The 23,551-nt window shown below is 73.2% G+C and carries 29 protein-coding genes; 17 read left to right on the top strand and 12 right to left on the bottom strand.

Annotation, left to right across the window (positions count from 1 at the left end; translation table 11 throughout):
- Window position 1: 1 nt before the first annotated feature.
- Entirely contained in the window at window positions 2-982 is a 981-nt protein-coding gene (locus ACZ6H8_RS00600) for a glycosyltransferase family 2 protein (RefSeq protein ID WP_464143394.1), read from the bottom strand.
- Window positions 983-1,045: 63 nt separating this feature from the next.
- Complete coding sequence (locus ACZ6H8_RS00595; RefSeq protein ID WP_464143393.1) at window positions 1,046-1,411, bottom strand: winged helix-turn-helix transcriptional regulator; 366 nt, start codon at window positions 1,409-1,411, stop codon at window positions 1,046-1,048.
- 118 nt (window positions 1,412-1,529) lie between these two features.
- Here ACZ6H8_RS00595 and ACZ6H8_RS00590 point away from each other — a divergent pair, with 118 nt between their 5' ends.
- From ACZ6H8_RS00590 to ACZ6H8_RS00575, 4 genes are all read left to right on the top strand, one after another.
- Window positions 1,530-2,378 carry an NAD(P)H-binding protein gene (locus ACZ6H8_RS00590; RefSeq protein ID WP_464143391.1) on the top strand — a complete coding sequence of 283 codons (849 nt, stop codon included), beginning with the start codon at window positions 1,530-1,532 and terminating at the stop codon, window positions 2,376-2,378.
- A gap of 106 nt (window positions 2,379-2,484) precedes the next feature.
- A complete protein-coding gene (locus ACZ6H8_RS00585) occupies window positions 2,485-2,820 on the top strand; it encodes a hypothetical protein (protein ID WP_464143389.1) in 336 nt (111 codons plus the stop codon).
- Between the two features lie 139 nt (window positions 2,821-2,959).
- Window positions 2,960-3,316: a hypothetical protein gene (locus tag ACZ6H8_RS00580; protein ID WP_464143387.1), complete on the top strand. Its 357-nt coding sequence runs from the start codon at window positions 2,960-2,962 to the stop codon at window positions 3,314-3,316.
- A gap of 32 nt (window positions 3,317-3,348) precedes the next feature.
- Entirely contained in the window at window positions 3,349-3,684 is a 336-nt protein-coding gene (locus ACZ6H8_RS00575; RefSeq protein WP_464143385.1) for a TraR/DksA C4-type zinc finger protein, read from the top strand.
- Window positions 3,685-3,748: 64 nt separating this feature from the next.
- Here ACZ6H8_RS00575 and ACZ6H8_RS00570 read toward each other — a convergent pair whose 3' ends face one another.
- On the bottom strand, window positions 3,749-4,978 hold the full coding sequence (locus ACZ6H8_RS00570) for a CHRD domain-containing protein (RefSeq protein ID WP_464143384.1): 1,230 nt from the start codon (window positions 4,976-4,978) through the stop codon (window positions 3,749-3,751).
- A gap of 242 nt (window positions 4,979-5,220) precedes the next feature.
- On the opposite strand from ACZ6H8_RS00570, the gene ACZ6H8_RS00565 reads away from it, so the two are divergent.
- The 3 genes from ACZ6H8_RS00565 (at window position 5,221) to ACZ6H8_RS00555 (ending at window position 6,794) form a co-directional block, all read left to right on the top strand.
- Window positions 5,221-5,784, top strand: a complete 564-nt coding sequence (locus ACZ6H8_RS00565; RefSeq protein WP_464143383.1) for a sigma-70 family RNA polymerase sigma factor — start codon at window positions 5,221-5,223, stop codon at window positions 5,782-5,784.
- Window positions 5,777-6,535 carry a hypothetical protein gene (locus ACZ6H8_RS00560; protein WP_464143381.1) on the top strand — a complete coding sequence of 253 codons (759 nt, stop codon included), beginning with the start codon at window positions 5,777-5,779 and terminating at the stop codon, window positions 6,533-6,535. The genes ACZ6H8_RS00565 and ACZ6H8_RS00560 overlap by 8 nt, the downstream gene beginning before the upstream one ends.
- 82 nt (window positions 6,536-6,617) lie before the next feature.
- Window positions 6,618-6,794: a hypothetical protein gene (locus ACZ6H8_RS00555; protein ID WP_464143380.1), complete on the top strand. Its 177-nt coding sequence runs from the start codon at window positions 6,618-6,620 to the stop codon at window positions 6,792-6,794.
- Here the strand turns inward: ACZ6H8_RS00555 and ACZ6H8_RS00550 are convergent, their stop codons facing one another.
- The 3 genes from ACZ6H8_RS00550 to ACZ6H8_RS00540 are packed head-to-tail and all read right to left on the bottom strand — an operon-like array spanning window position 6,795 to window position 10,282.
- Entirely contained in the window at window positions 6,795-7,010 is a 216-nt protein-coding gene (locus tag ACZ6H8_RS00550) for a hypothetical protein (protein ID WP_464143379.1), read from the bottom strand.
- Window positions 7,011-7,056: 46 nt separating this feature from the next.
- Window positions 7,057-7,890 carry a M23 family metallopeptidase gene (locus ACZ6H8_RS00545; protein WP_464143377.1) on the bottom strand — a complete coding sequence of 278 codons (834 nt, stop codon included), beginning with the start codon at window positions 7,888-7,890 and terminating at the stop codon, window positions 7,057-7,059.
- A 40-nt stretch (window positions 7,891-7,930) separates the two neighbouring features.
- Window positions 7,931-10,282, bottom strand: a complete 2,352-nt coding sequence (locus ACZ6H8_RS00540; protein ID WP_464143493.1) for an excinuclease ABC subunit UvrA — start codon at window positions 10,280-10,282, stop codon at window positions 7,931-7,933.
- Between the two features lie 387 nt (window positions 10,283-10,669).
- On the opposite strand from ACZ6H8_RS00540, the gene ACZ6H8_RS00535 reads away from it, so the two are divergent.
- Window positions 10,670-11,848, top strand: a complete 1,179-nt coding sequence (locus ACZ6H8_RS00535) for a N(5)-(carboxyethyl)ornithine synthase (protein WP_464143376.1) — start codon at window positions 10,670-10,672, stop codon at window positions 11,846-11,848.
- 16 nt (window positions 11,849-11,864) lie between these two features.
- On the opposite strand, the gene ACZ6H8_RS00530 is transcribed toward ACZ6H8_RS00535, so the two are convergent.
- The gene (locus ACZ6H8_RS00530) at window positions 11,865-12,686 is read right to left on the bottom strand and encodes a DUF1206 domain-containing protein (protein ID WP_464143375.1); all 822 of its coding nucleotides are present in this window, start codon (window positions 12,684-12,686) and stop codon (window positions 11,865-11,867) included.
- Window positions 12,687-12,808: 122 nt separating this feature from the next.
- Between ACZ6H8_RS00530 and arfB the strand changes: the two genes are divergently transcribed.
- Window positions 12,809-13,249 (top strand): alternative ribosome rescue aminoacyl-tRNA hydrolase ArfB, encoded by a 441-nt coding sequence (arfB, locus tag ACZ6H8_RS00525; protein WP_464143374.1) that lies wholly within the window; start codon window positions 12,809-12,811, stop codon window positions 13,247-13,249.
- A gap of 58 nt (window positions 13,250-13,307) precedes the next feature.
- Window positions 13,308-13,463, top strand: coding sequence for a hypothetical protein (locus ACZ6H8_RS00520; RefSeq protein ID WP_464143373.1), 156 nt, complete (start codon window positions 13,308-13,310; stop codon window positions 13,461-13,463).
- A gap of 40 nt (window positions 13,464-13,503) precedes the next feature.
- On the opposite strand, the gene ACZ6H8_RS00515 is transcribed toward ACZ6H8_RS00520, so the two are convergent.
- Window positions 13,504-14,097, bottom strand: coding sequence for an IMPACT family protein (locus ACZ6H8_RS00515; protein ID WP_464143371.1), 594 nt, complete (start codon window positions 14,095-14,097; stop codon window positions 13,504-13,506).
- Window positions 14,098-14,266: 169 nt separating this feature from the next.
- On the opposite strand from ACZ6H8_RS00515, the gene ACZ6H8_RS00510 reads away from it, so the two are divergent.
- From ACZ6H8_RS00510 to ACZ6H8_RS00495, 4 genes are all read left to right on the top strand, one after another.
- On the top strand, window positions 14,267-15,265 hold the full coding sequence (locus ACZ6H8_RS00510) for an NADP-dependent oxidoreductase (RefSeq protein ID WP_464143369.1): 999 nt from the start codon (window positions 14,267-14,269) through the stop codon (window positions 15,263-15,265).
- Between the two features lie 44 nt (window positions 15,266-15,309).
- Window positions 15,310-16,176, top strand: a complete 867-nt coding sequence (locus ACZ6H8_RS00505; RefSeq protein WP_464143367.1) for an alpha/beta fold hydrolase — start codon at window positions 15,310-15,312, stop codon at window positions 16,174-16,176.
- A gap of 74 nt (window positions 16,177-16,250) precedes the next feature.
- A complete protein-coding gene (locus tag ACZ6H8_RS00500; protein ID WP_464143365.1) occupies window positions 16,251-16,847 on the top strand; it encodes a TetR/AcrR family transcriptional regulator in 597 nt (198 codons plus the stop codon).
- A 112-nt stretch (window positions 16,848-16,959) separates the two neighbouring features.
- Window positions 16,960-17,229 carry a hypothetical protein gene (locus ACZ6H8_RS00495; RefSeq protein ID WP_464143364.1) on the top strand — a complete coding sequence of 90 codons (270 nt, stop codon included), beginning with the start codon at window positions 16,960-16,962 and terminating at the stop codon, window positions 17,227-17,229.
- 42 nt (window positions 17,230-17,271) lie between these two features.
- Here ACZ6H8_RS00495 and ACZ6H8_RS00490 read toward each other — a convergent pair whose 3' ends face one another.
- From ACZ6H8_RS00490 to ACZ6H8_RS00480, 3 genes are all read right to left on the bottom strand, one after another.
- The gene (locus tag ACZ6H8_RS00490) at window positions 17,272-18,249 is read right to left on the bottom strand and encodes an NAD(P)H-quinone oxidoreductase (protein ID WP_464143362.1); all 978 of its coding nucleotides are present in this window, start codon (window positions 18,247-18,249) and stop codon (window positions 17,272-17,274) included.
- Between the two features lie 9 nt (window positions 18,250-18,258).
- Window positions 18,259-19,182 (bottom strand): helix-turn-helix domain-containing protein, encoded by a 924-nt coding sequence (locus ACZ6H8_RS00485; protein WP_464143361.1) that lies wholly within the window; start codon window positions 19,180-19,182, stop codon window positions 18,259-18,261.
- Between the two features lie 83 nt (window positions 19,183-19,265).
- Complete coding sequence (locus ACZ6H8_RS00480) at window positions 19,266-20,210, bottom strand: zinc-binding metallopeptidase family protein (RefSeq protein ID WP_464143360.1); 945 nt, start codon at window positions 20,208-20,210, stop codon at window positions 19,266-19,268.
- A gap of 274 nt (window positions 20,211-20,484) precedes the next feature.
- On the opposite strand from ACZ6H8_RS00480, the gene ACZ6H8_RS00475 reads away from it, so the two are divergent.
- The 3 genes from ACZ6H8_RS00475 to ACZ6H8_RS00465 all read left to right on the top strand — a co-directional run bounded on the left by ACZ6H8_RS00475 (window position 20,485) and on the right by ACZ6H8_RS00465 (window position 22,880).
- A complete protein-coding gene (locus ACZ6H8_RS00475; RefSeq protein ID WP_464143359.1) occupies window positions 20,485-20,637 on the top strand; it encodes a hypothetical protein in 153 nt (50 codons plus the stop codon).
- 106 nt (window positions 20,638-20,743) lie between these two features.
- Complete coding sequence (locus ACZ6H8_RS00470) at window positions 20,744-22,141, top strand: serine hydrolase domain-containing protein (protein WP_464143358.1); 1,398 nt, start codon at window positions 20,744-20,746, stop codon at window positions 22,139-22,141.
- Between the two features lie 115 nt (window positions 22,142-22,256).
- The gene (locus tag ACZ6H8_RS00465) at window positions 22,257-22,880 is read left to right on the top strand and encodes an endonuclease III (protein WP_464143357.1); all 624 of its coding nucleotides are present in this window, start codon (window positions 22,257-22,259) and stop codon (window positions 22,878-22,880) included.
- A 45-nt stretch (window positions 22,881-22,925) separates the two neighbouring features.
- Here the strand turns inward: ACZ6H8_RS00465 and ACZ6H8_RS00460 are convergent.
- Window positions 22,926-23,551 (bottom strand): Na+/H+ antiporter NhaA (locus ACZ6H8_RS00460; protein WP_464143356.1); only part of this gene is annotated, 626 nt, incomplete at its 5' end.

The following is a 23,551-nucleotide window of genomic DNA, read 5'->3' as shown; positions in this document are numbered from 1 at the left end:
ATCAGTGCTCGTCGTCGAGCCAGGCGCGATCCCGGTGGCGACCGGCGACGACCAGCTCGGCGAGCAGACCGAACAGCAGCATCTGCAGACCGGCGAGGAACAGCAGCACGCCCGCGATGAGCAGCGGTCGCTCGCCGATGTCGTTGCCGGAGAGCCGCTCGACGAGGAGGTACGCGAGGATCACGGCTCCGACGATCGAGGTCAGCGCGCCGATGCCTGCGAACAGGTGCGAGGGGCGGTGCTCGTAGTCGAGCAGGAAGCGGATGCCGACGAGGTCGACGAACCCGCGCCAGAACCTCGCGAGACCGTACTTCGACCTGCCGTGGCTGCGCGGTCGATGGTGCACCTCGACCTGATCGATCGCGAAGCCCCTGCGGTGCGCGATGACCGTGAGGTAGCGGTGGTACTCGCCGTAGAGCATGGGCACGAGCGCACGAGCGACGTCGGCCCGCATGACCTTGAAGCCCGAGTTGTGGTCGGTGCCGGGCGTGCGCGAGACGAGGCGGGTCGTCGCGTTGTACAGCCGCGACGTGTGCCGCTTCACGAAGCGATCCTGCCGCGCGGAGCGTGCGCCGGTGACGAGGTCGACCCCGTCTGCCAGCCGCGCGAGCAGCGCGGGCAGCTCGGCGGGGTCGTCCTGACCGTCGGCGTCCATCATCACGACGATGTCGGCACCGTCGTCGAGCGCGACGCGGAACCCCCTGCGCAGCGCGTTCGCCTTGCCGCGGTTCGTGCGCGACGGCAGCACCCGCACGCGCCGGTCGCGAGCACCGTGCTCGGCGACCACGGCCGGCGTGCCGTCGCTCGAGCCGTCGTCGACGACGAGCACGACGAGATCGAGCGCGTGCGCGTCGGCCACGCCGAGGACCTCGGGGATCAGCACGTCGAGGCTGCCTGCCTCGTCGAGCGCCGGCATGACCACCACGATGCGCCCTGCCCCCTGGGTGCGCGCGGCGTCTGCTGCCGGCTGGGCACTCGTCATCGGGACCGGATCCTCTCGTGGGTACGCCAGAACCCTCGTAGGGTAGCCGAGCCCTGCCGACCGTCAGTCGTCGCCGGCGAGGATGTCGTCGGCGTTGTCGCCGATCCACGCCAGCAGCGGGAGCATGCGCTCGACGAGCGCACGGCCGCGGGGGGTGAGGCGGTAGTCGACGTGCGGCGGCACGGTCGGGCGCGACTCGCGCTCGACGAGACCGTCGGCGACGAGCACGCGCAGCGTCTGGCCGAGCATCTTCTCGCTGATGCCGTCGACCTCGCGCCGCAGCTCGCTCCAGCGATGCGTGCCCTCGCCGAGGGTGCACAGCACCAGCACGCCCCACCGGCTCATCACGTGGTCCAGCACGGTGCGGGTCGGACATGCCGCCGTGAAGGCGCCTGGCACGACAGCCCGGATCTCCGCAAGACTTCCCATGAGGTGAGTACCGTACCAGAAGGTGGGTACCCATCGAGAGGAATGCTTTCGCGCCGTCCGTCGCTGCACTCCGATGACCGCGCGCACCGGCGAGCGGCATGCGAAGGGAAGGACCCCCATGACCATCCTCGTCACCGGAGCCACCGGCCAGCTCGGACATCTGATCGTCGAGCGCCTCGTGGCACGCGGCGCCGCCCCCGCCGACGTCGTCGCCGGCGCCCGCTCCCCCGAGCGCGTCCAGGCGCCCCAGGGCGTGCGCACCGCGCTCGTCGACTACGACCGGCCGGAGACCCTCGCTCCCGCGTTCGCGGGCGTCGACACGCTCGTGCTCGTCTCCGCCTCCGAGCCCGGGCAGCGCACCCGCCAGCACACCGCGGTCGTCGACGCCGCCGTGGCCGCCGGCGTCGGCCGCATCGTGTACACGAGCATCCTCGGTGGCGACGCCTCACCCCTGCCGCTCGCGCCCGAGCACGTCGAGACCGAGGCGGCGATCGCCGCATCCGGCATCCCCGCGACCATCCTGCGCAACGACTGGTACACCGAGAACTACGCCGCCGACGTGGCTCGCGCCCGCGAGACGGGCGAGATCGCAGGCTCGGCGGGCGACGGCCGCGTCGCGAGCGCCAGCCGCTTCGACTACGGGGACGCCGCGGCGGTCGTCGCCCTCGACGACGCCCACGCGGGCGCGGTCCTCGAGCTCGCCGGCGACGTCGCGTGGACGTTCGACGACCTCGCGGCCGCGATCGGCGAGGTCGTCGGTCGCGACGTGCGTTACCGACGGCTCACGAGCGACGAGCATGTCGCCGCGCTCACCGACGCGGGTCTCGACGCGGGCACCGCTGGCTTCGTGACGGCGCTCGACGCCGGGATCGCCGCCGGCGCGCTCGACTCCGACGACCGCACGCTCTCGCGGCTCATCGGTCGACCGACGACGCCGCTCGTCGAGGGGCTGCGCGCGATCGCGTGACCGACGGGACTCGCGTCGCGCCGGCGGTGGTAGCGGGCCTGCCACCAGAAGGCTCGTACCATCTTCTCCTGCGTCCACGGCGCAGGAGAGACCACGAGGAGCACCGATGTCGACGGCCAAGAAGCTGCAGGCGATCCGCGACGAGACGACCGCGCGCGCGATGCGCGCAGACATGCCGGACGAGATGACCGAGGCGATGCTCGGCATCTGGGCCGCGCTCGAGGAGATCGCGACCGCCGTCGACTCGCGTGGCCGCACGCCCTCGGGTGACGGCATCACCCCCCGTGAGCTCAGCAGGGAGCTCGGGCTGCCCGACAGGCGCATCCGAGCGTTCCTGCGCGAGCCCGACGACGGCGGCCCCGCCTTCACGCACACGAAGCACAAGCACTGGAGCCTCGGCCCCGACGACGCCGCGCGGGTGCGCAGCCGCTTCGCGGACTGACGCCGTCGCACCACGATGCCCGGACCCGATGGGTCCGGGCATCGTCGTCTCGTGCCTGAGTGCGCGCTGGATGCGATGGGCCATGCACGCAGATAGCATCGACGACACCCGGAAAACCCTATGTCGCAGGAGGATTCCGATGGGCGCCGCTGGAGACGTTCGCGCGATCCGCGAGCGGTCGATGGACCGCATGCGGTCGGAGCAGGATCTCGACCGCGCCGTCGCCGTCGCGCTGTCCGGGCTCTGGGACGCCGTCGAGGCGCTCGCGCTCGCGCTCGACGAGGACTCCCCCGCCGCCGACGACGCTCGCGCCGACCTGGCGGAGCTCGTGCGCTCCCTGCCCGACCGCCTCGCGAGCCTCGGCGGCGAAGGCCACGCCACCACGGCCGTCGTGCACCACCTCGCCGAGATCGTCGCGCTCTCGGCCGCGCGCGCTCGCGGGGCCGCCGGCTTCGAGGGAGCAGGCAGCGCCGCCCGCCGGCAGTCCGCCACCTGACGGGCGTCGGTGGCTCGTGCTGTGATGGCGTGATGGACCAGCCCCACGCCGAGCGCATCGCCAGGGCGCGCCTCGCAGCGACGGCGCGGCTCGCGCTGCTCGAGCAGCAGCTCGTCGAGCTGCGCGCCCTGCGCCGCGGCGAGTCCGACGACGACGAGCACGATCCCGACGGGGTGCCGCTGTCGGAGGAGTGGTCGCGCCTCGAGGGGCTGCGCGAGACGGCGGTGCGCACGCTCGCCGACCTCGACGCCGCTGCCGACGTCGCCGCGACCGGCGACGCGCCTCGCTGCATCCGCTGCGGCCGCGTCATCCCGTCGGGTCGGCTCGAGGCGCGACCGCAGGCGCGCACGTGCGTCGCGTGCGCCTGACGCGCGCGACGCACGCCAGGCGGCGGCCGGCGCGAGCACCGACCGCCGCCGACGCGACGCGGGATCAGCCCTGCTGCGCCCCGCGACGACGCACGATGAGGATCACGACGACCGCGAGGGCGGCGAGCACCGCGACGATGCCGACGATGAGGCCGACCGGCGGGCCCGTGGCCTCGTCGCCCGGTGCCGCAGCCGACTCCTCGGGCGCCTCGACAGCCTCGCTCGCCACCGGCGATGCCTCGACCTCCGACTCCTCGAGCTGGCCGCGCACGACGCCAGGCACGAAGTCGACGGTGTGCGAGTCGCCCGTGAAGGCGGCCGGGTCTGCCTCGATCTGCGCGAGCGTGAAGCCCGTGCCGGTGTCGACGCCCTCCGGGCTCAGCACGCCGGTCGCGAACGGACCCTGCAGGCATCCCTCGCTCGTGCGCGTGTCACCGCTGCCCTCGGGGTTCGGGAAGGCGATGCGCGGCGGACCCGCAGCGCCCGCCGCCGCCTCGTGGATGTGCGTGGCCGTGATCGCCGGGCTCTGGTAGTCGCCCGTGACGCCCGTGAGCGTGATGGCGTAGCAGATGATCTCCTGGTCGGCGTCGATGCGGAAGGTGAAGTCGCCCGTCGCGCCCTGCTCGCCCGGCGCCTCGGCGCCGTCGCTCGCGATCACCGCATCGGGCGTCGCCGCGACCGTGAAGGCGCTCGTGAACGCCTCGGGCTCGGCGACCTCGAGCGCACCCTGCGCGAGCTGCCCGCGCACGACGCCCGCCGGGAAGTCGACGGTGTGCGAGTCGCCCGTGAACCCCGCGGGGTTCGCCTCGAGCTCGGCGAGCGAGAAGCCCTCGCCGGTGTCGACGCCCTCAGCGTCGAGCACGCCGGTCGTGAACGGGCCCTGGAGGCAGCCCTCGCTCGTGCGCGTGCCGGTGCCGTCGTCGACGGGGTTCGGGAAGGCGATGCGCGGGGGTCCCGGCTGACCGGCCTCCGCCTCGTGGATGTGCGTCGCCGTCGTCGCAGGGCTCTGGTAGTCGCCCGTGACGCCCGCGAGGGTGATCGAGTAGCAGATGATCTCCTGCTCGGCATCGATCTGGAAGAGGAAACGACCCGTCGCACCCTCCTCGCCCGGCGCCTCGGCGCCGTCGTTCGTGATGACCTGGTCGGGCGTGGCGGTCACCACGAAGGCGCTCGAGAACTCGGCGGGCGGGTCGACGTCGGTCGCGGCCTGCGCGAGCGTGGGCACGGCCATCGCGAGCGCGACGACCGCGACGCCGCCGATCGCGACCATCCGTGCTGGTGTTCGGGTGTGCATGCGGTGCTCCCTCTTCGACGGGCGGCCGCTTCGGTCGAGGCCGCTCACCAGGGCATACGCGCTGCCATGCCCATGCGTTCATCGGCATTTGAGATTCCTGCGTGTCGCGCGCCGCCGCGTCGGATGAACGCCGAGGCCGGTCGCGGCGTATCCCCCATCGAGGACGCCACGAGGGCGCGGATATCCTGGAGGGGGCAGCGATGACCATCGCGATGCCACGACGCACGGCGGGACGGAGAGCGATGCTCGATCGCCCGGCCGACGTCGCCCGCCCGGCTGCGCGATCGCTGCCGGAGACGGCCGCGCCCGCAGCGACGTTCGACGTGCGTGCCGCGTTCGCGCAGCACGGGTCGGCGCTGCTCGGCTTCGCCGTGAACGCGCTGCACGACCGCGCCCTCGCAGAGGACTGCGTGCAGGAGACGTTCCTGCGCGCGTGGCGCGCCCGTGCATCGTTCGACGCGGAGCGCGGCAGCGTGCGCACATGGCTGTTCGCGATCGAGCGCCGCGTCGTGCTCGACGCGTACCGCGCACGCGAGCGCACGCCGAGGCTCGTGCCGCACGACGACGCGCCCGAGCAGGCCTCCGACGATCGGGATCCGCTGGAGCGGCTCGGGATGGTCGAGGCGCTCGCCCGGCTCAGCGAGCCGCACCGCGCGGCGATCGTCGCGATCCACCTGCAGGGCATGACGTACGCGGAGCACGCGGCGGCGACGGGCGTCGCGGTGCCGACGCTGCGCACGCGCGTGTTCTACGCGCTGCGCTCCCTGCGCGCCATCCTCGACGAACAGGACACGACCGATGCATGACCCCAACGCCGAGCGGCACGCCGAGCTCGCTGCCGCCGCGCTCGCAGGCGAGCTGACCGCCGCGGAGGAGGCGGAGCTCGCGGCGCTCGACGCGGCGCACCCCGACGCCGAGACCGAGCGCGAGCAGCTCGCCGCGCTCGTCGCTCGACTCGAGGGCGTCGAGGCATGGGACGACGTCGAGCCCTCTGGCGACCTCGTGGCGCGCATCGCGACGATCGGCGACGACGCGACGCCCGAGCCGCAGCCTGCACCCGCGGCCGCATCCGCATCCGCATCCGAGCGCGCCGCGGCCCCCGTCTCGCTCGACGCGCGCAGGCGACGCCGTCGCCTGCTGCTGCCCGCCGCGGCCGCCGCCGCGGCATGCCTCGCGATCGGCGTCGGCATCGGAGCCGCCGCCTTCGGCGAGCGCGACGCGCAGGCCGTGCAGGGCCCGGCGGGCACGCTCGGCGCCGTCGAGGAGGTCGACTTCGTCGGCGCCCCCTCCGCCGTGGCGATCGAGGGTGCCCTCGTCGCGCACACCTGGGGCACCGAGACGGTGCTGACGATCGACGGCCTGCCGAGCGGCGAGGCGTTCACGGTCGTCGTCGTCGGCGAGGACGGCACCGAGTTCGCCTCGGGTGCGATGCTCGGCACCGACGTCACGATCGACTGTCGCCTCAACGCGGCCGTGCTGCGCGAGGACGTCGCGTCGGTCGAGATCCGCGCGGCGTCGGGCGACGAGATCGCCCACGCCGACGTCGTCGACGTCTGAGGCACGACGCCGTCACCGTGGCACGCACCGGTCGCCGTGTCCAGGCCGCGCGGTGCGCTCGCGGCAGCCCTAGCGTGGCCGCATGAGCACCGAGCACCCGGACGCCGACCCGCAGCACGACCCCGACGACGCCCGCCTGGGAGGCGCGGAGGATGCTGCGGTCGACGAGCGCGCCGAGGCGCTGCGCGACCAGGGCATCATGCCCGACGTCGCGGCCATCCGAGAGGACGACCGCGACGGTCGCGACGACGGAGCCTGATCAGCGGCGGTAGCGTTCGGCCTTGCGCCGCAGCGCCTCGCCGCGAGTGGGATCGAAGGTCCATCCAGCCGTGCGCGCCGGTCGCCGCGTGTCCTCGCGGAGCACGTCGGCCTCGAGCGCGGCGACGTCGAGCCGGCCCGTCGTGAAGCCGAGGCGAGCGAGCTGCGTGTGGAGCGCCTCGACTGCCTGATCGCGTGTGTCGTAGTGTTCGCCCATCTTCGAAGCATGACAGGTCGGCGGCCGGCGGGTGCGCACGCGCCGCTCACGGAGCAGATGCGACCTCGAGCGTCGCCGTCTCCGCGGTGCCGGGTATGCCGCGGTCGCGGAGCGTCCACGGCAGCCCGACGGCTCGCGCGGTGCTCGCGACGTCCTGCCGCTGGCAGTGCACGTGCGGCTCGGTCGAGTTGCCCGTGTTGCCGCACGCTGCCAGCAGCGCACCGGCCGCGACCCGATCGCCCGCCGCGACGACGACGCTGTGCCGGCGCAGATGCGCGATCGCGAAGTGCGTGCCGTCGGCGAGGCGCAGCACGACGTGGTTGCCGAGCATGCCGCGAGCGCCGCGCAGCTCGCGCGGCACCGACTCGACGAAGAACCAGGCCAGGGCCAGCCACGAGGAGCGGCTGCGATGGTCGCGGATGCCGTCGACGACGCGCACGACCTCGCCGTCGGCGGGCGCGTGCACCGGCTGCCCGAACGCGGGGAAGCGCTCTGGCGGCAGGAACCCGCCGCCCGCCTTCCCGAGCTCGGGACGCGGGATGCCATCTGGCACGGCGATGAGGTCGACGGCGTACGTCTGCCCGTACCCGTGGGTGCCGTGGCTGGGCACCGTCGTCGTCGGCGAGTTGATCGCCATCCACGCACCCGCGACGGGGCTGTCGACCACGAGCGGCTCGCCGCCGACCGCAGGAGCCGCGGTCGTCATCGCGAAGGCGACGCCGAGCAGCAGCACCCCCACCACGACGACGAGCGCTCCCCCGCCCCCGAGGTCGACGCCGACCCCGAGCACGTCGAGCACGATCGCGACGAGCGCGAGCGCGACGACGAGCGCACCGATCGCCTGCAGAGGGGCCCGGAGCCTCGCGCACAGCACAGCCATGCCCATGACCCTCGCATCCGCGCCTGAGCGTGGACGCCGCTCACGCCGCGCGCGCCGCCCGCCTGCGCAGCGCGGCAGCCAGGTACGGCGCCGTCGCACTGCCGTCGGCCTCGGCGACCGCCTCCGGCGTCCCCTGCGCGACGACCTCGCCGCCCGCGTCGCCCGCCCCGGGCCCGAGGTCGATCACCCAGTCGGCCTCGGCGACGATCCGCATGTCGTGCTCGACGACGACGACGGTGCTGCCGCCGTCGACGAGGCGCTGCAGATGCCCGAGCAGGCGATCCGCATCCGCAGGGTGCAGGCCGGACGTCGGCTCGTCGAGCAGGTAGAGGGTGTCGCCGCGCGACGTGCGCCGCAGCTCGGAGGCGAGCTTGACGCGTTGCGCTTCGCCTCCCGACAGCTCGGTCGCCGGCTGCCCGAGCGACACGTAGCCGAGCCCGACGTCGAGCAGTGCGTCGAGGTGGCGGACGAGCTCGGGGTCGTCGAACGCGGCGCGCGCGTCGGTGACGCTCATCGCGAGCACGTCGGCGACGCTCCTGCCGTCGAGCTCGATCTCGAGCGTGTCGGCGGCGAACCGGCTGCCACCGCACGTGGCGCACGGCGCATGCACCGTCGGCAGGAAGAGCAGCTCGACCTCCATCGTGCCCTCGCCCTTGCACGTCGGGCACCGCCCGCTCGGACGGTTGAACGAGAACCGGCTCGCGCCGTAGCGGCGCCTGCGCGCCTCGGGCGTCGCTGCGAACAGGGCGCGCACGCGGTCGAAGAGCCCCGTGTAGGTCGCGACGTTCGACCTCGGCGTGCGACCGATGGGCCTCTGGCTCACCTGCACGACGCGACGCACCCTCCCGTCGTGTCCGACCGCGCGACCCGTCGTGGCCGCGTCCGACGGCGCGAGGATGAGATCCGACGCCTCGCCCGCGTCCGCCGCGTCGACGGCGTCGTCGGCGTCGACGTCCTCCCCGGCACCGAGGAGGTCAGGGAGGATCCGCGTCACGAGCGTCGACTTGCCGGAGCCCGACACCCCCGTCACCGCCGTGAGCGCCCCCAGCGGCACGCCGACCGACAGCCCGCGCACGTTGTTGCGCGTCGCGTCGACGAGCTCGAGTCGCTCGGCCGTCGCGCGACGAGCGCGCGACGGCAGCGGCAGCGCCTCCGCGTCGTCGAACAGGTACCGCCGCGTCACCGACGCCTCGACGTCGCGGAGGCCCTCGAGCGGTCCGGAGTAGACGACCGCCCCGCCCTGGGCGCCCGCGCCCGGGCCGATGTCGACGATCCAGTCGGCGGCGCGGATGACGTCGAGCGCGTGCTCGACGAAGAACACCGAGTTGCCGGCCTCGTGCAGGCTGCGCAGGATGCCCAGCAGCGCCTCCGTGTCGGCAGGGTGCAGCCCGGCGGAGGGCTCGTCGAGCACGTAGACGACACCGAACAGCTGCGAGAGCACCTGCGTCGCCAGGCGCATGCGCTGCAGTTCTCCCGACGAGAGCGTCGGGGTCGCGCGGTCGAGCGACAGGTACCCGAGCCCGAGGTCGATGAGCGGGGCGATGCGCGAGCCCATCTCGCTGGCGAGCCGCTGCGCCGCGAGCCGACGCTCGGGCGCGATCTCGCCGCGCTCGCCCAGCGGCGTCCACGCCGGATCGAGCGCACGCGCGACGAGCCGCGCGACGTCCTCGAGCGGCATGCCGGCGATCTCGGTGATGTCGTGCCCCTCGAACGTCACCGCGAGCGCATCCTGCCGCAGCCGCCTGCCGTCGCAGGCCGAGCAGACGACGCTCGCCATGAACCCGGCTGCCTTCTCGCGCATGCGCGCGCTCTTCGACCCCGCGAACGTGTCGAGCACGTACCGCTCCACGCCGACGAACGAGCTCATGTACGACGGCTCGTCACCCGCCTCGACCGCTGCCCACACCTGCCGCGGCGTCAGCCCGCGGAACACCGGCACCTGCGGCGTCTCCCGCGTGTGCAGCGCCCACTCGCGCCGCTCCGCCGAGATGTCGCGCCACGGCACGTCGGGGTCGTAGCCGAGCGAGACGAGGCTGTCGCGCAGCTGCTGCCCGTGCCACGCGGTCGGCCATGCCGCGAGCGCGCCCTCCGCGATCGAGAGCGAGTCGTCAGGCACCATGCGCGCCACCGGCACGTCGTAGACGCGGCCCAGCCCGTGGCAGGCGGGGCACGCGCCCTGCACCGTGCTCGTCGAGAAGTCCTCCGCGAGCAGCATCGGCGCGCCCTCGGGGTAGGTGCCGACGCGCGACAGCAGCATGCGCAGCACGTTGGCGATCGTCGTCGCGCTGCCGACGCTCGAGCGTGCGCTGCCTCCGGAGCGCTGCTGCGGCAGCGCGACGGCGGGCGGGAGGCCCTCGATCGCGTCGACGTCGGGCGCGGTCACCTGGCTCATGAGCCTGCGCGCGTACGGCGCGACCGACTCGACGTAGCGCCGCTGCGACTCGGCGTAGATCGTGCCGAACGCGAGCGAGCTCTTGCCGGAGCCCGAGATGCCGGTGAAGGCCACGAGCGCGTCGCGCGGGATGTCGACGTCGACCCCGGCGAGGTTGTGCGTGCGCGCCCCGCGTACCGCGACGCCGTCTGCTCCCGGCCTGCGTCCCTCTGGTGCTGCGTGCTCCACGGCATCCCCTCGTGCATCGTCGGCCAGGCGCCCATCCGTCGCGTCACCTGCAGCCCTCGCCAGCCTGACAGCCGGGACCGAGGCCGGCGAGGCCCGTGCGCGCGCAGCGTAGGCTGCGCACAGGAGCTGACTCGAGGTTCCCCGATGATGGGAGCCCGGATGTCCGGCTCGGTCCACGAATCCTCAGCGTTGCGCACCCTCGGGCTGCTGGCGACCTCGTCGATGGAGAACGAGCGGCGGCTGCCGATCCATCCGCACCACCTCGATCGCATCGACGCCGACGTGCGTGCGGCGATGATCGTCGAGCACGGCTACGGCGCCGACTTCCAGCTCGCGCCCGGCTACGTCGAGTCGCGCGTCGGCAGGGTCGCGTCGCGTGCCGAGGTGCTCGCCGATGCCGACGTGCTGCTGCTGCCGAAGCCGCAGGCCGCCGACGTCGCCGCGATCCCCCAGGGTCGGGTGCTGTGGGGCTGGCCGCACTGCGTGCAGGACGCGCGCCTGACGCAGACGGCGATCGACCGCAGGCTCACCCTCATCGCATTCGAGGCCATGCACCACTGGAACCGTCGCGGCGAGTACAGCCTGCACGCCTTCCACAAGAACAACGAGCTCGCCGGCTACTGCTCGGTGCTGCACGCCATGCAGCTCGTCGGCTCGAGCGGCGACTACGGCCCGCGCCTCAGGGCCGTCGTCATCGGCTTCGGCGCGACGGCGCGCGGCGCCGTCACGGCGCTCATGGCGCACGGCGTGCACGACGTGCAGGTGCTCACGCAGCGCGACGTCGCCGCCGTGAGCGCCCCGATCCACTCCGCGAGCATCGTGCAGCTGAACACGGTCGAGGGCGAGAGCGCCACGCACCGCACCGAGGTGCTCACGCCAGACGGCGACGTGCTGCTGCCGGACTTCCTCGCCTCGCACGACATCGTCGTCAACTGCACGCTGCAGGACGTCGCGGCTCCCCTCACCTACCTGCGCACCGAGGACCTCGCGGGCTTCGCACCCGGCAGCCTCATCGTCGACGTGTCGTGCGACGAGGGCATGGGCTTCGAGTGGGCGCTGCCGACGACGTTCGACGACCCCATGTTCACCGTCGGCGACGGCGTGCACTACTACGCGGTCGATCACAGCCCGTCGTACCTGTGGAACTCGGCGACGTGGGAGATCAGCGAGGCGCTGCTGCCGTTCCTGCGCACCGTGCTCGAGGGGCCGGATGCGTGGGCGGGCGAGCGCACGATCGAGCGGGCGATCGAGATCCGCGACGGCGTCGTCGTGAACCCGAGCATCCTCGCCTTCCAGGGTCGCGAGGCCGCCTACCCGCACGCGCTGCTCGCGACGTAGCGCCGCGGCGCGACCGCTACAGCAGCGCGAGGCGCGTGCGGGCGAGCAGGAAGACGCCGAACACCGCCAGGCCCGTGGCGATGAGCACGAGCAGCACGACGCCGAGCGGCACGTCGAGCAGCGAGCGCAGCGCGCCGTCGAGCCCCGTCGCACGATGCGCATCGCCCGTGACGACCGCCGCGACCACGACGACGCCGACGATGCCGAGCGCGACGCCCTTCGCGACGTAGCCGATCCTGCCGAGCACCATCACCACGCGTCGCCTGGCGCCGGTGGGCACGCGGATGAGCTTCGTGAACGTGCCGCGGATGCCGATGCTCGTGAAGCCGATGCCGACGCCGAGCACCGTGAGGCCGATGGCGAGCAGGATGACGACGCCCGCCTGGCTGCGCAGCAGCGCGTCGGCGACGCGTGCGACGTCTTGGGAGCTCGGGCCCGAGGCGCCGAGCGCGACGAGCAGGGCGCTGCCTCCGAGCGCGAGGTAGACGACGCCCTTCACGGCCTCGACGACCCGCTTGCCCCAGCGCACGAGCCTGCGGGGTGCGTCGATGAGCACGAGGGCCTGCGTGACCTGCCAGAGGCCGAGCGTCAGCAGCCCGACGACAGCGGCCCACAGCAGCACGCGGCCGAGCATGGTGCTCGCGAGCTGGTGCAGCACGCCCGACTGGTCGACGGAGGCGCCGTCGGCGTCGCCGAACGCGAGGCGCAGGGCGATGCCGGCCAGCAGCAGATGGAGGAGGCCGTTGAGGGCGAACCCGGAGCGGGCGACGCGACGGAACCGGCGGACGCTCGCATCGCCGCGTGACGAGGCGGTGTGGGTCGCGCGTGCAGCCGTCATGCCCGCCCCTCCCGGTCGTCGGCTCGACGCGCCGATCGGTCGATCGTGCTGGCGGCCCCGGCCGAGACTACGCGTCGCACGGACGCTGGGCGCGCGCACCGGGCGTGCGGCATGCTCGAGGCATGGACGACCTGCGCGTGCCCCCGGGCCCAGGTGCGCCGCGTGGTCTCACGATCCCGGCGGCGGAGCTGCGCGAGCAGTTCTCGCGGTCGTCGGGCCCTGGCGGCCAGGGCGTGAACACGACCGACTCGCGGGTGCAGCTGAGCATCGACCTCGCGACGACGACCGCGCTGAGCGACGTGCAGCGGGCTCGGGTGGTCGCGCGGCTCGGCGAGCGACTCGTGGGATCCGTGCTCACGATCGCGGCCTCCGAGCATCGCGCGCAGCGGCAGAACCGCATGGCCGCGCGCGAGCGGCTCGCGACGCTGCTGCGCGACGCCCTCATGCCCGCGACGCCGCGGCGCGCGACGCGCCCGACGCGAGGCTCGCAGCGTCGCAGGCTCGACGCGAAGCGGCAGCGGTCCGAGACGAAGCGCGGCCGTGGGCGACCGGGCGTGGAGTGAGGCGGGGCACGACGCAACGGGGTCGCGCATCCGCTCCCGATCGAGGATCGTGGCTGGCATGAGCGACACCATCAGCGAGAGCATCGGCGACCCCACCGCCTCCGACCCCGACTTCGCCACCGATCCCGAGACCGAGGAGCCTGTGACGGAGACGTCCGAGCGCGACGGCGACGGCGACGTCGAGCCCGAGGAGTACGCCTCGCCCACGGCCTAGTCGGCGCGAGGGCCGGGCCCCTGGCGGCTGCCGCCGGCGCTCAGGCGAGCGGACGGAGCCACTCGGCCCCGCCCTGCGCGAGGTCGTCGATGCGGGCCACGACGCCCGCGGCCGCCGCCTCGTCGATCGCGAACGTCGCGGCGACCGCCGTGCCGTGCGCGACGCGATCGAGCCCGGCGCCGCTCGCCTCGAGCTCGCGGCGCAGCGCGCCCTCGAGCGCGTACGGCACCGAGACCTCGAGCTCGACGAGCCGGCGCACCGCGACGAGCTCGGCCTGCTGCATGGCGGTCGCGACCGTCGACGAGTACGCCCGCACGAGCCCGCCCGCGCCGAGCCTGACGCCCCCGAAGTACCGCACGGCGGTCGCCAGCACGCCGTCGAGGTCGTGGTGGCGCAGCACCTCCATCATGGGCCTGGCCGCCGTGCCCGACGGCTCGCCGTCGTCGACGGCCGCCGACTCGCCGCCGGCGACGAGCGCCCAGCAGACGTGCGCCGCATCGGGGTGCGCGCGCCGCAGCGCTGCGACGACGCGCTGCGCCTCGTCGCGGCCCGAAGCCGGCTCGACCCTGCCGAGGAAGCGGCTGCGTCGGATGACGAGCTCGCTCGTGACGGGTGCGAGGACGGTCGAGGGCATCGTGCGACCTCCCTGGATGGACCGACTCCATCATCGCGGATGCGTCGCGCCGCCTGTGCGCTCGCCGACGTGCGGCATCGCAACGACGGCATCGTCCTCGCCGGCATTGCGCCATCCGTATTTCTGAGTATGCTCACTCTTGAGTGGAGTCAGGAAAGTGGAGCGCAGCATGCGAGCATTCGCCGTCACGAAGTACGGGCAGCCGATCGAGGAGATCGAGGCGCCAGAGCCCGTCGTCGGCGACGACGACGTGCTGATCCGCATCGAGGCCGCCGGCCTCAACCACATCGACGAGCGCATCCGCAGCGGGGACTTCCGCCAGATCCTGCCCTTCCGCCTCCCCCAGATCCTCGGCGCGGACGTCGCGGGCACCATCGTGCGAGTCGGCGCAGGCGTCCGCGACCTGCAACCGGGCGACGAGGTCTACGCGAGCCCTGCATCGGGGCGGATCGGCACGTTCGCCGAGCGCATCGCCGTCCGCGCGAGCGACGTCGCGCTGCGCCCGACCTCGATCGATGTCGTCGAGGCGGGATCGCTGCCGCTCGTCGCGCTCACGGCCTGGCAGGCGCTCGTCGAGCGCGGTCGCGTCCAACCCGGCCAGCGGGTGCTCATCCACGCAGGCGCCGGCGGTGTCGGATCCATCGCGATCCAGCTCGCGAAGCATCTCGGCGCGACGGTCGCGACGACCGCGAGCGCCGCCAACGCCGACTTCGTGCGCTCCCTCGGTGCCGACGTCGTCATCGACCACCGGTCGCAGGACTTCGTCGAGATCGTCCGCGACTACGACCTCGTGCTCGAGAGCCTCGGCGGCGAGAACCTCGAACGCTCGATGCACGTGCTGCGCCCCGGTGGCCTCGTCGTCGGCATCGCAGGCCCGCCGGATCCCGCGTTCGCCCGCACGCAGGGACTCGCGTTGCCGCTGCGGCTCGCGATCGGCGCGCTGAGCAGCCGCACGCGCCGGCGCGCGAGGCGGCTCGGGGTGCGGTACGAGTTCCTGTTCATGCGCGCCGACGGAGCGCAGCTGCGCGAGCTCGCCGCGCTCGTCGACGCGGGCGCCATCCGGCCGGTCGTCGGCGCCGTCGTCGGCTTCGACGACACCGCTCGCGCCGTCGAGAGCCTCGGCACGGGTGGCGGTCGCGGCAAGCGCGTCGTGCACGTCCTCGCCTGACCGGCACCCGCCCGCACGCCAGCGTCCATCCCTCGAGGAGCAGCATGTCGACCGACGACCCACGACCCGAACCCATCGTCACGTCCTACGCCCATGCGCCCACGGCGACGATCACCGCAGGACGCACGACGTTCGCCTACCGAGACCTCGGCCCCCGCGGCGGGGTGCCCGTGGTGCTCTTCGTCCACCTCGCCGCGACGCTCGACAACTGGGATCCGCGGATCGTCGACCCCATCGCGCAGCACCGCCGCGTCATCGCATTCGACAACGCAGGGGTGGGTGCCTCGAGCGGCACCGTACCCGGCACGATCGAGGAGATGGCCGACGACGCGTTCGCATTCCTCTCGGCGATGGGCTTCACGCAGATCGACGTCCTGTCGTTCTCGATGGGCGGCATGATCACCCAGGACCTCGTCGTGGCGCATCCCGACCTCGTCCGCAGGCTCGTGCTCACCGGCACGGGACCGCGAGGCGGCAAGGACATGGACAAGGTCGTGCGCACCACCTACTGGGACATCCTGCGCGCCACCGTCACGCGGTCGGACCCGAAGGAGTTCCTCTTCTTCCCCCGCGACGACGCCGGCAAGCGTGCGGCGAAGGACTTCGTGCGGCGTCTGCGGGAGCGCACGGTGGATCGCGATGCCCCCATCGGCACGAAGGCGTTCCAGACGCAGCTGCGCGCCATCCAGCGCTTCGGCCGCTCGGCACCATCGGACCTGTCGGTCTGCACGATGCCGACGCTCATCGCCAACGGCGACCAGGACCGGATGGTGCCCTCGGTGCTGTCGGAGGACCTGCATCGACGCATCCCGGGATCGCAGCTCGTCATCTACCCCGGGTCGGGGCACGGGGGCATCTTCCAGTTCCATGAGCGCTTCGCCCCGCTCGTGGTCGACTTCCTCGGTCGCTGAGGCGTCTCCGCGGTCGTGGGAAGATGACGGCGGCGCCCTCGGCATCACCCACCCACGACGCAGCGGAGGAACGGATGGACGTCGCCTCCCGGACCGGTCGGCGCGAGCGCAACAAGCAGCTCAAGCTCGATCGGATCGTCGCCGCTGCGAGCGAGCTGTTCGCCGAGCACGGCGTCGACGAGGTCACGACGCAGCAGATCGCAGACCGGGCCGACATCGGCACGGGGACGCTCTTCCTCTACGCGCGCAGCAAGGGCGAGCTGCTCCTGCTCGTGCAGAACGCGCACTACGCCGCCGCCCTCGAGCGCGGGATCGTCGATGCAGCGACCGCAGCGGACGCGCTGTCGGCCGTGCTGGCCATCGTGCGCCCCGTGGTCGAGTGCAACCGGGCGCATGTCGAGAACGGCCGCACCTACCTGCGCGAGATGGCGTTCGGCGACGCGAACGAGCCGCACCACGCCGCAGCCCTGGCCATCGTCGCGCAGACGGAGGCCGCGATGGTCGAGTCGCTGCAGCGTCACGGTCTCGACCCTGAGCGGGCGGCGGTCGTCGCCCACGTCGTCACGGCGATCACGTTCGTCGCGCTGGCCTCGGCTGCCGACCCGGCCATCGGCATCGACGCGATCGTCGACGACGTCGCCAGGCAGGTCCGCGTGCTGCTCGATCGCTGACGGGCGAGCCGCGCCGTCGCATCCGGCCGAGGCCTCTCGCCGCCACTAGCACACCCGACCACGGCGAACGCCCGCCTGTCCAGCCGGTCGGACGCTCGCCTACGCTCGCGGCATGTCATCCCTCAACACCCAGGCCATCTCGTACACGGGTGCAGACGCGGCGGAGGCGGCGGCGGCGCTCGACGCCGCGATCGCCTCGCTCGACTTCCCCGCCGAGGTCGCGTGCGTCGCGCTCGCCTCCCACGAGGGACTCCTGCACGGCGTGGCGACGGTGCGGCTCGTCGAGATCGTGGCGCCGGACGCGCTGCACGTCGAGGCCGCGGACTCCGCCTCCGACGTGGAGCCGGGGATCGACGACCTCGCAGGCGTCGGCCGGCTGTAGGAGGGGACCCGAGCGCGCCGTGACCGCATCGCAGCCAGAGGGTCAGCGCGGCGCCGCGACCTCGAGGACGACCTTGCCGTAGTGGCCTCCGTCGCGCAGCATCGCGTGCGCCCGCGCCGCCTCTGCCAGCGGCAGGCGCGCGTGGATGGGCACGGCGATGCGACCGGACTCGAGCAGCGGCCAGGCGATCCGCTCGACGGCCTCGAGGATGCGGCGCTTGTCGGCGATCGACCGGGAGCGCACCGTCGTGCCGATGATGCGTGCACGCTTGGCCATGAGCGCGCCGAGATCGAGCGACCCCGAGGAGCCGCGCATCGTGCCGATCACGACGACTCGGCCGAACTCGCGCAGCATCGCCACGTTGTCATCGAGCGCGTCGCCGCCGAGGACGTCGAGCACGAGGTCGGCGCCGCCCTCATCCCGCACGGCCTGCACGAGGTCGACGGCGTGGCGGTCCCACGCGGCAGCGGCACCGAGGCTGCGGAGGCGCTCGGCGCCGTCGCGAGAGCCCGCGACCGCGAGCACCCGTGCACCGAGCGCGCTCGCGAGCTGCACGGCGAACGTGCCGACGCCACCGGTGGCGCCGTGGACCAGCACCGTCTGCACCGACGCGGCATCCCGGTCGCCGGCCGGGGCGACGGGGCGCAGGCCTCCTTCGAGCACGAGGTTGGAGACGGCCGTGGCGGCGACCTCGACGACGCCAGCCGCGTCGACGAGGTCGATCCCGTGCGGCACGGGCAGCAGCTGCGCGGTCGGGACGGCCACGACGTCGGCGTAGCCGCCGCCCGCGAGCAGCGCGACGACGGCCTCGCCCGTGTCGCGGCGGTGGCCGGAGACCTCGAGACCCGGCACCTCGGATGCGCCGGCAGGCGGCGGGTAGTGGCCGGCGACCTGCGCGAGGTCGGCCCGATTGACCCCGGCTGCGACGACGTCGACGAGGACCTCCCCGTCGCCGGCCGACGGCTCATCGACCTCGACGAGGGACATGCGGTGATCGTCGGTCACGGTGATGGCGCGCATCCTCCGAACCTACTCGTCGCCGCTTCCGCCGCCCGGCGGCGGCAGCGTGCCGGCGTCGACGTCCATCACGAGCGCCAGCTCCATGCAGCGCAGGCGTGCCGGCGAGAGGTCGTAGGGCATCGCCCGCATGGCCTCCGGTACGCTCCGCATCGAGCACGCCGCTCCCGCCTGCCCGGACCTGCCCTCGTCGGCATCACCGGGATGCAGCGCATCCCACTCGTCGAGCAGCGCCTCCTCCTCCTGCGCCAGACCGGACGCGTCGATGCGGGCGTGCAGCGCCTGCTCGAATGCGTGCCGCTGCGCCGCCACCTGCGCCACGCGCGGGTCGTCGACGGCGACCGCGTCGTCGAGCGCCTCCTCGGCTGCGTCGACGCGGTCGGAGCCCTCGCGCAGATCCGGGTGGGTCGCCAAGGCGATGCAGCGCGACGCCTGGACGGCCGCGACGAGCGGCCCGAGCATGCGCTCGGTCACGAGCAGGGCGTCGAGGTCCGCCCGTCGCAGCGCCCCCTCGGCGAGGCCCTCGAGACGATCGGCGACGATGTCGGAGAGCAGGCCCACCCTGCTGCCTCGCGCTCGCATCCGCTGCACCTTCGCGCGCTGCTGCCGCAGCTCGGCCTCCTGCGCGGCAAGCCGCCGCTCCAGCCGCTCCAGGAGGTCCTCGACCTCGTGGTCGTCCGCGGCATGGGCGGGAGCCGTGTCCGCGAAGGCATCGCGGATGTCGTCCAACGCGATCCCGGCGTCGGCCATCGTGCGGATCCACAGCAGTCGGAGCATCTCGTCGTAGCCGTATCGGCGTCGGCCGTCGCCGCCGCGCTCGGGCTCCGGCAGCACCCCGATCTGGTGGTAGTGGCGGATCGCTCGCGGCGTGACGCCGACGAACGAGGCGGCGTCGCCGATCTTCACCTGACGCGGGGGACGAAGCGACGGATGCATGCGTGGACCTTCCTTCGGTCGGGCTCGATGCGTCCAGCCGACCACATGCCGCTACGGAAGGCGCAAGCCTGGGTGCGACGACGTCATGCGCGCAGCGAGTCCATGAACGCGATCTTCGCGACGACCGCGTCGGGCAGCACGAACGGGTAGAGGTCACGTCGACCGAGGGAGCGGTTGACGACGTTCATCGCGGTCGCGAACGGCAGCCACGCGGTGACGATGAGCTCGTGCGCGGACGCATCCACCGGTGGCGTGAGCCCGAATGCCGTCGCCGTCTCGAGGGTGTCGTGAATGTGCAGGAAGTGCGCCCACGACTCGGCGAAGTCCTCGTACGGATGCATCGTGGCGTACGCGCTGAGGAAGCGTCGCTGCCACCCCTCGGGCGGGCCGTCGCGGTAGTGGCGGTCGATGGATGCCCGATAGTCGGCGCGTTCGTCGCCGAAGAGGTCGCGTGCCTCGTCGATGCGGTCCGTGCCCTCGACGAGCCGCCATTCGAAGTAGTGGCCGCTCTCGTGGCGCACGTGCCCGAGCATGGTGCGGTAGGGCTCCGCGAGCCGCTCCCGCACCCGCTCCCGGTGGCTGTGCTCCCCCTCGGCGAGGTCGATGGTGATGACGCCGTTCGCGTGACCGATCGTGACGTCCCGCTCGACGCTCGAGAGCAGGTCGAACGCGAGTGGCGGCTCGTCGTCGCCGGGCAGCGGGAAGCCGAGCCTCGTGATGTCGCGCACCAGCTGCCGCTTCGCCTCCTCGGCCGCGGGCCACAGACGCATCCCCTCGGCGTCGTCGTCGTCCGGCCGAGTGCGTGTGAGCACGCAGGATGCGCAGAGCGCGTCGGATGCGGCGGCTGCCCAGTTGCACCGCACGAGCTCGGCGTTCGCGCAGGGGCTGCGACCATCGCCGTCCTGCTCGGTCGCCGCGAGCATCGTGTCGTCGGTCAGGTCGTACAGCAGCGTCGTGTGGCATCGGGAGCAGGTCAGGGAGTCGAAGAAGACCTCCTGCGCGCACGAGGGGCACGCGAAGCGGCGCACGTCAGCGTCCCCGCACGGATGCGACCGGTCGGGCGGTGAGGTGCGGGAGGATGTGCGCCTCGTCGTCGGTGGGGAGCATGGTCGAAGGCTAGGGAGCGTCGCGCGGCGGCGGAGACGGTTGACAGCGCCGTCGGAGGATGGCACCGCCGACGACGCATGTGTGTCACAGTGGGAGTCGAGCCGAGACCCCGCTCCGCACACCCTTGCGAGTCCTGTCGCCCATGGCAGCGGGGCCCGCAGCCGCGGTGCGCGTCGAGCGAGGGAAGCCGGACCCATGGCAGCACGGAACGACGACGGCGCCGACGACGCCGAGCTGCGACAGGCGTTGGACGAGACGTGGGATGCGCTCGAGCGCATCGCCGCTGCGATCGACGAGGTGTCGCCACGCGGTGCGCTGCCGACGCGCCCGCCATGCCCCAGGGCGTGACGGCACGGACGACGCGCGGCGGCTTCGTGCGATCGCACGAGCCGGCGGCCGGCACGTCGTCCGATCGGCCGAACGCAGGCGACCGCCTGCCTTCTACGGTCATGCCATGACGAACACCGTCGCCGCTGCGGACGAGATCCGCGAGTGGCTCACGAGCGAGCTCCCCCGTCTCATCGACGCGCACGGCGTGCCGGCCGCCGCGAGCGCCGTGCTGACGGGCGGCGAGATCGTCGATGCGGCGAGCGGCATCCTGCACCTCGGCACGGGCGTGGAGGCGACGACCGACTCGCTGTTCCAGATCGGCTCCCTCACGAAGGTGTGGACGGCGACGCTCGTCATGCAGCTCGTCGACGAGGGACTGCTCGACCTCGATGCGCCCATCCGCGCCGTGCTCCCCGACTTCGCCGTCGCCGACGAGGCCGCCTCGGCGGCCATCACCGCCAGGCACCTGCTCTCGCATCGCGCGGGCTTCGAGGGCGACGTCTTCACCGACACCGGCAGAGGCGACGACTGCGTCGAGCGCTACGTCGCCGCGCTCGCCGACATCCCGCAGCTGTTCTCCCCCGGCACCGAGTTCTCGTACAGCAACGCGGGGTTCGTGGTGCTCGGACGCATCGTCGAGGTGCTGCGCGGCACGCACTTCGAGCAGGCGCTCGCCGAGCGCCTCATCCAACCGCTCGGGCTCACCCACACGGCCCCGGGCCCGTACGAGGCGATCGTGCATCGCGTGGCGCAGGGACATCTCGCCACACCAGACGGATCGATGCCAGCTCCCATGTGGGCGCTCGCACGATCGAACGGCCCCGCAGGCTCGAGCCTCGCGATGCGCCTGCGCGACCTGCTGACGTTCGTGCAGATGCACGTCGACGGCGGCGTCGCAGCCGACGGCACGCGGGTGCTGAGCGAGGCGTCGGTCGCTGCGATGCAGGACGTGCAGGGCGTCATCCCCGACATCGGCATCATGGGCGACGCATGGGGGCTCGGCTGGGACATCGTCGAGACGCCGCTGGGACGCATGGTCTCGCACGACGGCGGCACCGTCGGCCAGTCGTCGTTCCTGCGCGTCATCCCGTCGGCAGGCGTCGCGATCGCGCTGTCGGTGAACGGCGGCGACGCGATGGCGATGGGTCGCGAGCTGCTCGCCGCAGCGTTCGAGCGGCTCGTGGGCGCCGACGTGCTGAAGCCGCGACCGACCCCCGAGTCGACGGACGCGACGCTCGCGGAGCAGGAGGCGGCGCGCTTCGTCGGCACCTACTCGACCTCGATCATGGAGACGACCATCTCGCGCGACGACGACGGCCGGCTCTGGGCCGACGAGGTGCCGCAGGGCATCCTCGCCGCGATGGGGCAGCCGGCGAGCCGCACCCTGGTCGTGCCGCACGGCGCAGGCAGCCTCATCGGCGTCGAGCCGCGCATGGGCATGCACACCGTGTACGCGTTCACGGGCGACGAGGGGCCTGCGGCGTTCCTGCACGCAGGGCGCGCGATGCCGCGGCGGTCGTAGCCGCGACGCGGTCGGGGGAGGCCTCCACCGTGAGACGATCGTCGGGCCCATGCCAGCCCCGCACGCTCCGCCCCTCCCCCTCCTGAGGGCCCTCCACGACGCGCTGCTGGCGCGCATGGGACCGCAGGGCTGGTGGCCGGCCGAGACCCGCTTCGAGATGATGCTCGGCGCCGTCCTCGTGCAGCGCACGCGGTGGGAGAACGCCGTCATCAGCCTCACGAGGCTGCGGGCGGCGGGGCTGCTGCATCCACCGTCGCTCGCCGCCACCACGCCGGAGCACCTGGTGCCGTCGCTCGATCGCAGCGGCTTCATGCTGGCGAAGGGTCGCGCGATCATCGCGCTGGCGCGGTGGACGACGGTCGAGGTCGACGGCGAGCACGACATGCTGGAGCACCTCGACGACGACGCGTTGCGCGCGTCGCTGCTCGAGGTCACCGGAGTCGGCCCCGAGACGGCCGACGTGATCGCGCTCTACGCCTTCGCGCGGCGCGTCTTCATCCCCGACGCGTACGCGTGGCGCCTCCTCGACGGGCTCGGCATCGCAGCGCCTCGCCCCTACGAGGCGCTGCGACGGCACCTGGCGCCGCTCGTGACGGAGGCCGACCTGTCGGTGGCCGAGCTGCAGGAGCTGCATGCGCTCATCGACGAGTTCGGCAGGCTCGCAGCACGCGACCCGTCGCTCGTCGACGCGGTGCGCGCCGAGCTCGGCGACGCGCTGCGCGCGCCCCTGCCACGGTGATGCCGATCCGCCGCGCAGCACGCGGTGCCGGCGGCGAGCAGCCCGTCAGGAGCCGCTGCCGCCGATGACGGGCCACGGCCGGTCGACGACGCCGTCCTCGTTCATGTCGCGGCTCCTCGCGCGGCGGGCGTCCCGGCGCAGCTCGATCGCAGCGAGGATCGCGGCGATGGCCGAGCCGATCAGGATCGCGAGCTTCGCCGCGTCGGTGTGCACGGCGTCGGGGAACGAGAGCTCGGCGATGAGCAGCGAGACCGTGAAGCCGATGCCGGTCAGCAGCGCGATCGGCCGCAGGTCGCGCAGGCCGATGCCATCGGGCAGTCGCAGCGGCGTGACCCTGGTCACGAGTGCCGTGACGCCGAGGACGCCGACGAGCTTGCCGACGATGAGGCCGACGACGATGGCGATCGCGACCGGCTGGGTGACGAGCTCGCCGAAGCCGTCGCCGACGACGCTGACGCCTGCCGAGAGGAAGGCGAACACCGGCAGGGCGACGGCGGTCGAGATCGGCCGCACCGCGTGCTCGTACCGGTGGGTGCGCGGCTCGGCCTCGCCGTGGATCACCTTCGCAGGCACCACCGCGCCGAGCATCACGCCGGCGACCGTCGCGATCGAGCTCACCGCGCTCACGCACGCCGCGTAGCCCACCACGGCCCTGCCGTGCCCCTGTGGGA

This window comes from Agrococcus sp. AC640b, assembly GCF_979255995.1.
This window is presented reverse-complemented; position numbering and strand designations above follow the sequence as displayed.

What these genes read in the sequence shown, in the direction of transcription:
- ACZ6H8_RS00555 (WP_464143380.1), top strand. Translation starts at nt 6,618, where the DNA reads ATGAGCACCGAGCACCCGGACGCCGACCCGCAGCACGACCCCGACGAC.
- ACZ6H8_RS00545 (WP_464143377.1), bottom strand. Translation starts at nt 7,890, where the DNA reads ATGGCTGTGCTGTGCGCGAGGCTCCGGGCCCCTCTGCAGGCGATCGGT.
- ACZ6H8_RS00485 (WP_464143361.1), bottom strand. Translation starts at nt 19,182, where the DNA reads ATGCATCCGTCGCTTCGTCCCCCGCGTCAGGTGAAGATCGGCGACGCC.
- ACZ6H8_RS00585 (WP_464143389.1), top strand. Translation starts at nt 2,485, where the DNA reads ATGTCGACGGCCAAGAAGCTGCAGGCGATCCGCGACGAGACGACCGCG.
- ACZ6H8_RS00590 (WP_464143391.1), top strand. Translation starts at nt 1,530, where the DNA reads ATGACCATCCTCGTCACCGGAGCCACCGGCCAGCTCGGACATCTGATC.
- arfB (WP_464143374.1), top strand. Translation starts at nt 12,809, where the DNA reads ATGGACGACCTGCGCGTGCCCCCGGGCCCAGGTGCGCCGCGTGGTCTC.
- ACZ6H8_RS00515 (WP_464143371.1), bottom strand. Translation starts at nt 14,097, where the DNA reads ATGCCCTCGACCGTCCTCGCACCCGTCACGAGCGAGCTCGTCATCCGA.
- ACZ6H8_RS00540 (WP_464143493.1), bottom strand. Translation starts at nt 10,282, where the DNA reads ATGAGCCAGGTGACCGCGCCCGACGTCGACGCGATCGAGGGCCTCCCG.
- ACZ6H8_RS00475 (WP_464143359.1), top strand. Translation starts at nt 20,485, where the DNA reads ATGGCAGCACGGAACGACGACGGCGCCGACGACGCCGAGCTGCGACAG.
- ACZ6H8_RS00600 (WP_464143394.1), bottom strand. Translation starts at nt 982, where the DNA reads ATGACGAGTGCCCAGCCGGCAGCAGACGCCGCGCGCACCCAGGGGGCA.
- ACZ6H8_RS00580 (WP_464143387.1), top strand. Translation starts at nt 2,960, where the DNA reads ATGGGCGCCGCTGGAGACGTTCGCGCGATCCGCGAGCGGTCGATGGAC.
- ACZ6H8_RS00490 (WP_464143362.1), bottom strand. Translation starts at nt 18,249, where the DNA reads ATGCGCGCCATCACCGTGACCGACGATCACCGCATGTCCCTCGTCGAG.
- ACZ6H8_RS00575 (WP_464143385.1), top strand. Translation starts at nt 3,349, where the DNA reads ATGGACCAGCCCCACGCCGAGCGCATCGCCAGGGCGCGCCTCGCAGCG.
- ACZ6H8_RS00495 (WP_464143364.1), top strand. Translation starts at nt 16,960, where the DNA reads ATGTCATCCCTCAACACCCAGGCCATCTCGTACACGGGTGCAGACGCG.
- ACZ6H8_RS00465 (WP_464143357.1), top strand. Translation starts at nt 22,257, where the DNA reads ATGGGACCGCAGGGCTGGTGGCCGGCCGAGACCCGCTTCGAGATGATG.
- ACZ6H8_RS00520 (WP_464143373.1), top strand. Translation starts at nt 13,308, where the DNA reads ATGAGCGACACCATCAGCGAGAGCATCGGCGACCCCACCGCCTCCGAC.
- ACZ6H8_RS00500 (WP_464143365.1), top strand. Translation starts at nt 16,251, where the DNA reads ATGGACGTCGCCTCCCGGACCGGTCGGCGCGAGCGCAACAAGCAGCTC.
- ACZ6H8_RS00505 (WP_464143367.1), top strand. Translation starts at nt 15,310, where the DNA reads ATGTCGACCGACGACCCACGACCCGAACCCATCGTCACGTCCTACGCC.
- ACZ6H8_RS00535 (WP_464143376.1), top strand. Translation starts at nt 10,670, where the DNA reads ATGTCCGGCTCGGTCCACGAATCCTCAGCGTTGCGCACCCTCGGGCTG.
- ACZ6H8_RS00470 (WP_464143358.1), top strand. Translation starts at nt 20,744, where the DNA reads ATGACGAACACCGTCGCCGCTGCGGACGAGATCCGCGAGTGGCTCACG.
- ACZ6H8_RS00565 (WP_464143383.1), top strand. Translation starts at nt 5,221, where the DNA reads ATGCTCGATCGCCCGGCCGACGTCGCCCGCCCGGCTGCGCGATCGCTG.
- ACZ6H8_RS00560 (WP_464143381.1), top strand. Translation starts at nt 5,777, where the DNA reads ATGCATGACCCCAACGCCGAGCGGCACGCCGAGCTCGCTGCCGCCGCG.
- ACZ6H8_RS00530 (WP_464143375.1), bottom strand. Translation starts at nt 12,686, where the DNA reads ATGACGGCTGCACGCGCGACCCACACCGCCTCGTCACGCGGCGATGCG.
- ACZ6H8_RS00510 (WP_464143369.1), top strand. Translation starts at nt 14,267, where the DNA reads ATGCGAGCATTCGCCGTCACGAAGTACGGGCAGCCGATCGAGGAGATC.
- ACZ6H8_RS00570 (WP_464143384.1), bottom strand. Translation starts at nt 4,978, where the DNA reads ATGCACACCCGAACACCAGCACGGATGGTCGCGATCGGCGGCGTCGCG.
- ACZ6H8_RS00595 (WP_464143393.1), bottom strand. Translation starts at nt 1,411, where the DNA reads ATGGGAAGTCTTGCGGAGATCCGGGCTGTCGTGCCAGGCGCCTTCACG.
- ACZ6H8_RS00550 (WP_464143379.1), bottom strand. Translation starts at nt 7,010, where the DNA reads ATGGGCGAACACTACGACACACGCGATCAGGCAGTCGAGGCGCTCCAC.